This window comes from Chroococcidiopsis cubana SAG 39.79 (assembly GCF_003991895.1).
In the GTDB taxonomy this organism is placed as follows: domain Bacteria; phylum Cyanobacteriota; class Cyanobacteriia; order Cyanobacteriales; family Chroococcidiopsidaceae; genus Chroococcidiopsis; species Chroococcidiopsis thermalis.
Genome location: NZ_RSCK01000094.1, coordinates 11,986 through 23,247, shown reverse-complemented (window position 1 = coordinate 23,247; position 11,262 = coordinate 11,986). Strand labels below are relative to the sequence as shown.

9 protein-coding genes are annotated in these 11,262 nt (G+C 45.5%); 6 read left to right on the top strand and 3 right to left on the bottom strand.

Features of this window, described 5'->3' with window-relative positions; genetic code table 11:
* The first annotated feature begins 181 nt into the window (after window positions 1–181).
* On the top strand, window positions 182–1,336 hold the full coding sequence (locus tag DSM107010_RS30645; protein WP_106171613.1) for a PepSY-associated TM helix domain-containing protein: 1,155 nt from the start codon (window positions 182–184) through the stop codon (window positions 1,334–1,336).
* Window positions 1,337–1,470: 134 nt separating this feature from the next.
* Here the strand turns inward: DSM107010_RS30645 and DSM107010_RS30640 are convergent, their stop codons facing one another.
* From DSM107010_RS30640 to gifA, 3 genes are all read right to left on the bottom strand, one after another.
* Complete coding sequence (locus tag DSM107010_RS30640; RefSeq protein ID WP_127024699.1) at window positions 1,471–3,051, bottom strand: sensor histidine kinase; 1,581 nt, start codon at window positions 3,049–3,051, stop codon at window positions 1,471–1,473.
* Between the two features lie 305 nt (window positions 3,052–3,356).
* Window positions 3,357–5,285: an alpha-amylase family glycosyl hydrolase gene (locus tag DSM107010_RS30635; RefSeq protein WP_015153919.1), complete on the bottom strand. Its 1,929-nt coding sequence runs from the start codon at window positions 5,283–5,285 to the stop codon at window positions 3,357–3,359.
* Window positions 5,286–5,795: 510 nt separating this feature from the next.
* A complete protein-coding gene (gene gifA, locus DSM107010_RS30630; protein ID WP_015153918.1) occupies window positions 5,796–5,993 on the bottom strand; it encodes a glutamine synthetase inactivation factor IF7A in 198 nt (65 codons plus the stop codon).
* Between the two features lie 334 nt (window positions 5,994–6,327).
* Here gifA and ffh point away from each other — a divergent pair, with 334 nt between their 5' ends.
* The 5 genes from ffh (at window position 6,328) to DSM107010_RS30605 (ending at window position 11,155) form a co-directional block, all read left to right on the top strand.
* Entirely contained in the window at window positions 6,328–7,791 is a 1,464-nt protein-coding gene (gene ffh, locus DSM107010_RS30625) for a signal recognition particle protein (RefSeq protein ID WP_015153917.1), read from the top strand.
* A gap of 130 nt (window positions 7,792–7,921) precedes the next feature.
* Window positions 7,922–8,194, top strand: coding sequence for a 30S ribosomal protein S16 (rpsP, locus tag DSM107010_RS30620; RefSeq protein WP_015153916.1), 273 nt, complete (start codon window positions 7,922–7,924; stop codon window positions 8,192–8,194).
* Window positions 8,145–8,594, top strand: a complete 450-nt coding sequence (locus tag DSM107010_RS30615) for a KH domain-containing protein (protein WP_015153915.1) — start codon at window positions 8,145–8,147, stop codon at window positions 8,592–8,594. The genes rpsP and DSM107010_RS30615 overlap by 50 nt, the downstream gene beginning before the upstream one ends.
* A gap of 117 nt (window positions 8,595–8,711) precedes the next feature.
* Complete coding sequence (locus tag DSM107010_RS30610; RefSeq protein WP_015153914.1) at window positions 8,712–9,665, top strand: PhoH family protein; 954 nt, start codon at window positions 8,712–8,714, stop codon at window positions 9,663–9,665.
* 509 nt (window positions 9,666–10,174) lie between these two features.
* Complete coding sequence (locus DSM107010_RS30605) at window positions 10,175–11,155, top strand: ABC transporter substrate-binding protein (protein ID WP_106168664.1); 981 nt, start codon at window positions 10,175–10,177, stop codon at window positions 11,153–11,155.
* Window positions 11,156–11,262: the final 107 nt, after the last annotated feature.

The following is an 11,262-nucleotide window of genomic DNA, read 5'->3' as shown; positions in this document are numbered from 1 at the left end:
TGAATCCTTAATAGAGCATCCTACAGTTGATTTTTCTCCTTTTTGCCTCGTTTAAGATTTACTTTATGAATAGCCTCTGACTCCCCTAACCCCTCGCTTTGCCAAGGAGAAGAGAACCGCAGGCGGAGTGAGGCTTTGTGTGCGATCGCAATCTGTCATTTTTGAAATTATCTATAGCTATATGCGTGCAAAACGACTGCGTAATCTTATATTTTCAATTCACCGTTATATCGGCTTAGTTGTCGGGTTAATCCTAATTCTGATTGGCATTACAGGCAGCTTGCTTGTCTTTCACTCAGATATTGACGATTGGATCGTGTCTCAACAATTTGGGGTAGTTATTCCCCAAGGACAACCAATATCAATCGATCGCACCGTGGAAATTGCTCAAGCGGCTCATCCGCAATGGAAAGCTGTAAGCGTTTCCATCCCAAAAAGCGAGCGCCACCTCTTCCATGTTGTGATGGAAGAACCGAATGCAAATCCAGATATTTATCTCGATGGCGCTCATCAAGTGTTCGTCAATCCCTATACAGAAAAAGTGATGGGCGATCGCTTGGAAAGATTCAGCTACTATCGCTTTTTGCTCAACCTACACTATCGTTTGTTTGTCGAACAGCCTGGAGTAATTTTAACAGGAACTGTAGCTTTGTTTCTGCTAATTGCCGCAGTTACAGGTACTTTCTTGTGGTCTGGTTGGCGCAAACTTTCAACCGGATTTAAAATCAAATGGAAAGCGCATATTAAGCGACGAAACTTTGATTTACACAAAGTTGTTGGAATTACAACAGCGGTTTTTCTCTCATTAACTGCCATTACAGGCTTCGGTTGGAACTTTTCAGATTTTACCTATCCGGCGATTCGGGCGGTGACATTTAGCCCAATTCCAAATGACGATCCCGTTACTTCTAAGCCAATATCGGGACAAGCACCTATAACCCTTACTCAAGCCGTCGAGCAAGCCAAAGCCGCATTACCAGGAATGCAGCTAAATTCTGTAGATTTGCCTGGATCCGAAACAGGAGCGATTTCAATCTACGGCTTGTATGGCGAAAGCTGGTCAACTTATGGTGTAGCACACATCGATCGCTACAGCGGAAAAGTTCTTCAAGTTGAAGATTCGCGACAGCCAAAATCGTTAGGCGATCGCATTATTAACTCATTTTTCGATCTGCACGTTGGTACATTTTGGGGTTTACCATCACGCATTCTCTACGTTTTAGTAGGATTTGCACCCTTAGTTCTATTCATCACTGGCGTTGTCATGTGGCAGCATCGCCGCGAGAATAAGAATAAAAGTAAGTCGGTAAAAATACCAGTACCCAGCAATCGCTAAGCAATCGATAAGCGATCGGTGTAATTGGCGATCGATACCTACCTTCAACTCATTACCTTCGATTCATATATACGGGCGGATTTAACCGCAGAATCATTTGTGTGATGACAGGTATCCTCAAAAAAAACCCGCCCCTACGACTCCCCACTCCCAAATAGGGGGAGAAACACTGTCAATACTTCTCCTTGTTGTGGTTTCTGACGCACGATCAATTTGCCACCAATCGATTGAAATAGGTGCTTAGTAGCATTGAGATTGAGACTAATACAGCCTGTTTCGGGTTGAAAAGTGAGTAACTGACCGAGAGATTTGCCAATCGACGTGACAGAAAAACTTTGTGTCGCTTCGTCGTCTTCTCCTGGAAGTTGCGAAAATAACTGTAGCTTGAGTTGATCGCCAGCAGGAATGACTTGCACCTGAATTTGACTGCCAGCGGGTAGGCTGCGAGTAAAATTCTCGATTAATCCTGTCAGTACCCGATCGAGCATACTAGGATGGCTGATCACCGTTGGCATTTGCTGCGGCACAATCACATCTAAAGTCATGTTGCGGCGTTTCGCACTGTGTTGCCAGCGGGGAATACTTTGCTGCAACAACTGTTCTAAAGATGTGGCAATCAAATAATTATTATTATTGCTATCTGAAGCAGATGTTTCTAGTTCCGCCGCTTGAAACATCAACTCCATGCGATCGATTTGTTCTCGACATTCGTGTTCGATCGCCTCTAAGCGTTTTTGCACATCGCTAGACAAGTCTCGTCGCTTCAATAACAGGCGAATCAGCGTGCGAATTGTCGTCAAAGGCGTGCGAACTTCGTGGGCAAATGCTTGCAGGAGTTCTAAATCGGGACGGGAATGGGGAGTTGGGAGTCGGGAGTCGGGAGTCGGGAGTTGAAAGTCAAGAAGATTATCGTTGTTCTTGACTTTTGATTTTTGACTTTTGACTTTTGCATTGTCCCCTTGTCCTTCCTCTGGTTCTGGCAAATACTTTAGTAACAGGCGGCTAAATTGAGCCACGATCCGGTAATCTGGGGCAACGGGAGCATATTTATGGGCGATCGCATCGAGTTGCAATAGTAGATATCGGGGGCTAGTGAGAGCCACTCGCGCCCGCAGCGTCTGCCATGCCTGCGCAACTATCTCCGGTTCAAATGCAAACATAAATACTGGGTCGTTATTGCCATCTACCCCAGCAACCATCACCAAGCTAAAACTATCTGTCAAAACCAAGCAAAACTGTTCCTTTGCTAGCGGATCTCCCGGTAGCAAGGGTATAGTCGTACTACCAGGGGGATCGATTTCTACTGCTACAGGTAAAGGATCGGATTTTGCTTGAGACTTGGCTACATCAGACTTGGTTGCAGCTGGCGGGAGTTGAAACGGTCTTCCTCCAGATAACTTCAGCCACTCTGCGGTAAACACTCCAGTTTGAAAGTTAGCCAGCAACTCTTTTTGACTCAAAATTGGTGCTGGACCAGCTAAAACGATGCCTCGATCGCCTTTAAATCCTAAAGAGTTTGACGGGGAACCAAGACTATCTAACAATAGCTGTTCGAGTGCGGCGATCGCCCCACTCCACTCTTTCACGACTTTGAGCCGTTTAGATGCAGCACTGGTATGGCGAATGACTTCTGTTTCCAACTCTGGAGTGTAGTAGCCAATCTCATCCGCTCTGCTCTTGGTAATAATTTCCCTTATAGTTGGTAAAGTCCGCATTTGCACCAGCGATCGCCCCCTCTCACAGCTAGCAACTCTCCGTTCCGTTCCGCTTTTCTAGATAGTTCTACTTTTGCTACTCAATAAGAGAGTATCGAGATTTTGGCACTAGCGACAGGCGTAAAACCGAACTTTAGTCTTCGCAATTTCCTGAACTAGGAAGGGAAAGTCGATCGTTGGTAATGGGTAATGGGTAATGGGTAATGGGTAATAGGCAAGAAGCAATCCACCACTATCCCATTACTTGAGTTCGATCGCGAAGCTTATTAACTATTTTGACTTTTGACTTTTGACTTTTGACTTTTCTACGATTCTCTCCCAGATGCCCAGAGATCTCGCCACTTAACCGTCCCTTCGCTAGCAACAACCCAACGTCGAGCCACGATATTTTCTCGTAATGGCGATCGCCCTTCCCGCAACATGGCATATTTGTAAGTAATTAACTTACCAGCACTCTCCTCGAAGGGAATTTCCGCAAACCAAGTATTGGCATTAATGTACTCTAGGGGGTAAGCTTTGCCAATATCCCAGTTTCCTAGTTCTGGACAATCGCCCATCACCACAATTCTTTCACCGAGTTGAGTGTTGACCCCATTTAATTGCACTCTAACTAAAGTTTTAGCTTTTGCCCTTTCCCCAATATGACTGAGAACGATGACATCTCTTCGTCCCAGTTCTAAATTGCGGATCTCGCCGTTCTCCACTGTAAATTTGCGCCGCGTTAACACGCAAGTATGCTCGCCATCTGGTAAGTCTGTCATGACTGTATCAATCGTGACGGTTTCACCCCGAGTCATGGCAACAAAGCAGGTACACTCACCATATCTTCTGACATAGCAGTAGACATCTGGGGTAATATATCGCTGCTGATGGCTACCAACTGATACGGCTGGGTTGAGTCGCCGCAAGCCAGAAAGCAAGCGAATATAACGATAGATTTCAGTGTCGTTGTCCCAACTCGTCATCATCGGTCGGTTGTAGGGATCGTTTCCGCCATTTGTATCGTCGTGAAGATACTGTTCCGTACCGTAGTAGATGCAAGGGATACCACGAGATGTCATGATTAGGGCGATCGCCACTCGTAGCATTTCCGGGTCGGCATTAAGCGACTGAAAACGCGGCATATCATGGTTATCGATAAACGTGACTAACTCTGTTGCCCCGTTATAGCGGTAATCGAGATCGAAAACATCTTGGATTAGTTGAAATCCACCCTCAGCGCCTTGTGCCAAAGCGCCTCGAATTGCTACGCATAGACCAAAATCGAGCATGGACATACCCGAACAGTTAGCAAATTCTACCGAGAGATCGTCGAGTGGATGGCTGAAAATCCATTCACCAAAGACAAACACATCTGGTCTATGGGCTTGAATATCGGCGATAAACTCTTGCCAAAACCAAATTGGCATATGCTTGACTGTATCTACCCGCAAAGCATCCACGCCTCGATCTAGCCACTGCTTAATTGCCAATTTGATGTAATTACGATAGTCGTTGTTGTTCTCGTTAAATGTGGCTAAACCGGAAAGTTCGCAGTTCTGTACTTGCCATTCATCTTCCCAATTGGATACTTCACCGTAATGATGATACCAATGATCTTTATCATCGTTAAAGTCGGCAATTTTTACGCCATCGTCATACAATTCTCCCTTGACTCCGCTAATGTCAGGGCTACTATGGTTGCAGACAATATCGAGAATTAACTTCATCTTTCGCTTGTGTAGTTCGTCAATCAAGCGATCGAAGGTGGTATTTCTAGTTTCTTGAGTTTTGTTCAGGGATGGATCTTCATCTTGACCGATAAATCGCGGGTTCAAGCGTTTGAAGTCTTTCGTCCAGTAGCCGTGAATTGCCGCACTTTCGATAAATAAATCTTCAATTTGCTCGAATAAAGGAGTCAGCCAAATTGCTGTCACTCCCATGCCTTTAAGATAATCGAGTTTATCGATAATTCCTTGTAAGTCACCACCCCAATACTTCCCCCATTCTTGAGCATTGGGATCGTATAGTTCTGGGTTAGGACCTTCGCTATTGTTTGGATCGCCATCATAAAAGCGATCGACTACCACAAAGTAAATTGTTTCTTGACGAAATTCGATATCTCTGGTGTAAAGAAACTCTAGATCGATCTCTGTTTCTTGTTGAGGTGCTGTAATTAAAGTATCTATTTCTACTTTTGGATCGGTCAGTTCGTGTTGAGCAGGAGTCGCTTTAACCGTGGGAAGTGTTTCCATAAGGTTTAGTGAGTTCTATATTTTTCAAATTGCGAGCGCATCTATGCACGAGTTGGTTTTGCTTTTGGCTCCTGTCGTTTTTCAGCGAGATAACATGCCAACCAACTATTTTTTTGCAGGCAATTGTTAAAATATGTTAATCACGAAAACTCTATCATCTATCGTGGGAAGTAATTTTATAGCGGTTTTTCGATTGGGTAAAACACACGCTCTGTAGGGGCGCACAGCTGTGCGCCCCTACAAATGTCACGCACGCAATCGAGAATTGCTATTATAGTGACTTTAGTGCTTCGGAGAAGCAGAACGTTGTTCGTCACTAGAATATTTAGTATCGGTAGCGGGTTCACTACTCAATCTTGACTTAGCAATTCTCTGTATAGTTATTCCCGGTATCTGTACTCAACTGCAAAATTTTAGCTCCCCTCAAAACTGCGATCGCCATGCAATTTTGAGGGGAGCTTTATGTTATTTAACAAATTTAGCAAACTTTCTTCACACAAAAATCGCCATCTAGCTCATAGAAGAACCACTGCGATCGTAGTTAGCCGAGAAGGTGGGGTGGGGTTTGCCTTGAATATGATTCCAATATTCTGTCGTACCTTCAAAACCAATTTCAGCTGCTGCACGGTTCAACATCGATTGCTGACGGTTTTTGACTACGTGGTGGTGACGCATCATCAACGCCCGAGCTTGTTCTTGAGTAGACATAATTTATTCCTCTTTATATTTTTCTGTTTACTTTCACTTTTTTACTATAGCAGGTAATTCTGTATCCAAAAATACAAAATGACTATTTTTAATATTTCTTAACATAGTTCTCAGAAAAGCGAGGAGTGAGGAGCGAGGAGTGAGGGGAAGAAAAGAGCTGCTCTTGAGCTGAGGGAGAGTCGCCCATCTCAGGGGGAGAAGAGAGTTGCGGAGCAACTACCAACTACCAACCATCAACCATCAACTGTCAACCGTTCATCCTTATCCCTCATAATGGGAATAGTGGATAAAATTTGCTTTCCCAAAATCCGATCGCCGTTTTACTTGATGAAATATGTTTGATGCACTTGCCGATCGCCTAGAATCTGCCTGGAAAAAGCTGCGGGGACAAGATAAGATTTCCCATGCCAATATTCAAGAGGCATTGCGGGAGGTACGCCGCGCCTTATTGGAGGCGGATGTCAATTTGCAGGTAGTCAAAGATTTTATTGCTGACGTGGAAACTAAGGCACAAGGAGCCGAGGTACTTTCTGGGGTTAGACCCGACCAGCAATTCATCAAAGTTGTTTATGACGAACTGGTAGAAGTGATGGGGGAAACCAACGTTCCCCTCGCACAGGCAGACGCAGCCCCTACCATTGTTTTGATGGCAGGTTTACAGGGGACGGGAAAAACCACCGCTACGGCTAAATTAGCATTACATCTACGCAAGCAAGACCTCAGTTGCTTGATGGTAGCGACAGACGTATATCGTCCCGCCGCGATCGATCAGTTGGTGACTCTGGGTAAGCAAATTGACGTACCCGTGTTTGAAATGGGTAGCAATGCCGACCCCGTAGAGATTGCGCGAGAAGGTGTCGAACAAGCCAAAGCACAAGGGGTAGATACAGTTATTATCGATACCGCTGGTCGCCTGCAAATTGACCAAGACATGATGGCGGAGTTGATTCGTGTTAAAGAAGCCGTGCAACCCCACGAAACGCTGTTGGTAGTGGATGCGATGACGGGTCAAGAAGCAGCCAATCTCACCCGCACTTTCCACGAACAAGTCGGTATTACTGGGGCAATTCTCACCAAGCTGGACGGTGACAGCCGAGGTGGAGCAGCGCTTTCAGTTCGACGAATCTCGGGACAGCCGATTAAGTTCGTCGGTGTCGGGGAAAAAGTAGAAGCACTACAACCCTTTTACCCCGATCGCATGGCATCGCGCATTTTAGGTATGGGCGACGTGCTGACGCTCGTAGAAAAAGCCCAAGAAGAATTTGATCTTGCCGATGCTGAGAAAATGCAAGAGAAAATTCTCTCGGCAAAATTTGACTTCACCGACTTTCTGAAGCAGATGCGGCTGCTGAAGAACATGGGTTCTTTGGGTGGCATCATGAAGCTAATTCCTGGCATGAATAAGATGTCGGACGACCAGCTGAAGCAGGGTGAAACCCAGCTCAAACGCTGCGAAGCGATGATCAATTCCATGACCAAGCAGGAACGTAAAGACCCCGATCTATTATCTAGTTCCCCCAGCCGTCGCCGCCGGATTGCCAGAGGTTCTGGTTATAAAGAAAGCGACGTGAGCAAACTGGTGAGCGACTTCCAGAGAATGCGAGCCATGATGCAGCAGATGGGTCAAGGCGGCGGCTTCCCAGGTATGCCCAATCTATTCGGTGGTGGCGGCGGTATGGGCGATCCCTATGCTGCTGGTAGTCGTCCTACTCCCCCTGGTTGGCGGGGCTACGCTGGCGGCGCACCCGCTAAGAAAAAGAAGAAAGAGAAGAAGAAAAAGGGGTTTGGAACTTTGTGAGTGGTTAGTGGCTGGTGGCTAGTGGCTTGAAGAATCTAGTCACCAGTCACTAGTCACTGTCAACTGTGATATGATGATCTATTCAGTGAATACAATCTATTAGCCGCCTACAGGAGAAGTTAACCCCAGTATGATCAAACTGCGATTGAAGCGATACGGTAAAAAGCGGGAAGCAAGTTACCGCATTGTGGCGATAAAAAGCAGCGCTCGGCGCGAAGGTCGTGCTTTGGAAGAGCTGGGATTCTACAACCCCAGAACTGACGAAACTAAGCTAGATGTGCCAGGAATCGTAAGGCGGCTCCAACAAGGTGCTCAACCTACTGATACCGTGCGTCACATTTTACAAAAAGCTAATGTCTTTGAACAGCTCAATACCGCAGCCAGCCAATCAACCAACTCATAAGGGCGATCGCACTATAAGTTCAGATCGACAACCAGATTACGCTAAACTAGCGCAATTTTTGATTCAGCCGTTTTTGGAGTCTCCCAACTCGCTAAGCGTGGATTGTGAGTTCTTCCCTAGTACGGCAAAGGTTTGGCTTAGAGTCGCCTTTGAAGGTGAAGACAAGGGGCGAGTTTTTGGTCGCGGCGGACGCAATATTCAAAATATTCGCACGGTTATTGCTGCTGCTGCTGCTATGTCAGGGCATTCAGTATATCTGGATATTTACGGTAGCCAAGCTTTTAATGGTGCGACGAGTGGGGAAGAAACCGGACGTTCATCAGATCGTTCATCTGCGCCAAAATTGAGGGAACAGCGAGGTGAGAGTCCCAAACCCGTGCAAAAACCTCGTTCTCATTAGTCGTTGGTTGATGGTTCCCGCTCGTTTGTAGCTAGTAAGCTAGAAAGGACAAATGAATGATGGCGTAGGGCGAAGCCCTTCCCATAGGGTACGACCAATGACAAATAGAAAACTGGTATGGCAGAGCCTTTAACGATCGCGCTACCAACTCAAGCTGGCGCGATCGCTTTAGCTGGAGAAAATGAAGAAAATTTGAAAACCCTGGCGCGACTCACAGGTGCTACAGTTGTGTTGCGCGGGCAAGAGTTATATATTTACGGCACGGAAAAACAAATTGAGCTAAGCCAGCAGTTAGTGCGATCGCTCGAAGATCTTTGGAGTCAGGGTAAGAGTATTTCAAATGCAGATATCCTGACGGCGCGTCAAGCATTAGATACCCATCGCCAAGGCGAACTGCAAGAATTACAGCGAGACGTTCTCGCTCGTACCCGTCGCGGCGATGAAGTCAGGGCAAAAACTTTTCGCCAGCGTCAGTATATTCAGTACATTCGTACCCATGACTTGACATTTTGCTCTGGTCCTGCTGGTACTGGTAAGACTTATTTAGCAGTGGTAATTGCTGCCCAAGCTTTGTTAGCAAATCAGTACGAACGGTTAATCTTAACTCGTCCAGCCGTGGAAGCTGGGGAAAAACTGGGCTTTTTACCAGGGGATTTGCAACAAAAAGTCGATCCGTTTCTCCGTCCCCTCTACGACGCATTGTATGAGTTTATCGACCAAGAAAAAATGGCTAACCTAATGGAACGGGGAGTCATTGAAGTAGCTCCTCTAGCATATATGCGGGGTCGCACGCTGAATAATGCTTTTGTGATTGTAGATGAGGCGCAGAACACGACACCAGCCCAGATGAAAATGGTCTTAACGCGGTTGGGATTCCGTTCGCGCATGGTTGTGACTGGGGACATGACTCAGACTGACTTACCTTTGCAACAACAATCAGGGTTAACAGTAGCGTTGAAGATTTTGCAACATCTCGAAGGAATTGCTTTTTGCGAGTTTTCTCAAAAAGATGTCGTTCGCAATCCTTTAGTGCAAAGAATTGTTGCGGCTTACGAGCAGTACGAGAAATAATTGATGAGTAATTGGCGATCGCAAATCGCTTCTAGCTTTTTGAGCGAGAGAAATTGCTGATATATAGGATTTGATGATAAATCCTCCATTCGCATTAATTATTTCTGCGATCGCACTCCTTTTCAAATTCTTTTCTCTACTCAGAGATATAGCAAATCAAGCCGTGATAAAATAGATTTTTCTCTTTAAGCATTCTTGCATTCAGATGTTCTGATAAATAGACATTAGGTCAATTCAATATTTACAATTTTTAATTTAAATTTTGTTTCTAGTTTGAATAATTTGAAGCAAATTTTGATACTAAACGGTACTTCTACATACGAGTCTCAACAAATTTCAGGGCGATCGCGCATTCAATCCATTTCAATATCTAAGCTTTAAGATAGATGTATAACGTTTAATAAAAAAATCAAAATAATAATTCTGCATACTAAAAAAATTGCCTGAAATCTCGATCGCATCTCGCACTATAGATTCGGTCTGACTATTTTTAAAAGCTGGTTGAAAAAATGAAAGGGAAAAAAGCCGCGATCGCCATTGGTCTATTGGGCGCGATCGGCAGTGCCATTGTCGCTTGCTCGCCAGATAGCCAAAATAACTCTACAGCACAAATCAATCCAAACTCAAAACTGCGATCGCTTGCAATTACTGTAGGCGATCTCAGCAATCCCTTCTTTGTCTTGATGGGACGAGGTGCGGAATCTGAGGCTAAGAAAATTGCTGGAGAAGGGGTACGAACTGCTGTTGTTTCTAGCGGTTACGACCTCAACTTGCAATTCAATCAAATCGAAAACTTTATTGCCGCTAACACGGACTTAATCCTGCTAAATGCTGGCGATAGTGAGGGCATTGCAGCTGCTGTGGAAAAAGCCAAACAAGCAGGCATTACCGTAATCGCAGTCGATACAGGTGCGGGTGGTGGCGTAGATGCTACCGTCACCTCTAATAATCTGCAAGCAGGGCAGATTAGCTGTCAGTATATTGCCGATCGCCTCAAAGGGAAAGGCAATGTTGTAATTGTGAATGGTCCGCCAGTACAATCTGTATTCGATCGCGTCAAAGGTTGCGAACAAGTCTTTGCTCAGTACCCCAACATCAAAATACTTTCTAAAGACCAAAACGCCGAAGGTAGCAGAGATGGTGGTTTAAGGGTCATGAGCGACTTGCTGACATCATTTAACAAAATTGATGCCGTATTTGCGATCAACGATCCGAGCGGAGTTGGTGCAGAACTCGCAGCCAAGCAAGCCAGACGCAACGAGTTTTTCATTGTCGGCGTAGACGGCGCACCGGAAGCAAAACAAGCAATTGAAGACCCCAATAGTATTTTTGTTGCGACTGCTGCTCAAGATCCGCTAGGCATGACGCAAACAGCCGTACGAGTTGGTAACGACATTCTCAATGGCAAGAAGCCGAAGAATCCCGACATATTGATTCCAGTCAGGCTAATTACCAGAGAAAACGTCAAAGACTATAAAGGCTGGCAGTAATTCAGTGACCAGTGACCAGTGACCAGTGACCAGTGACCAGTGGTAGTTGGTAGTTGGTAGTTGTTGCCCACCTGCTCCCTTGTCCCTCTTGTCTCCCTTGTCTTCCT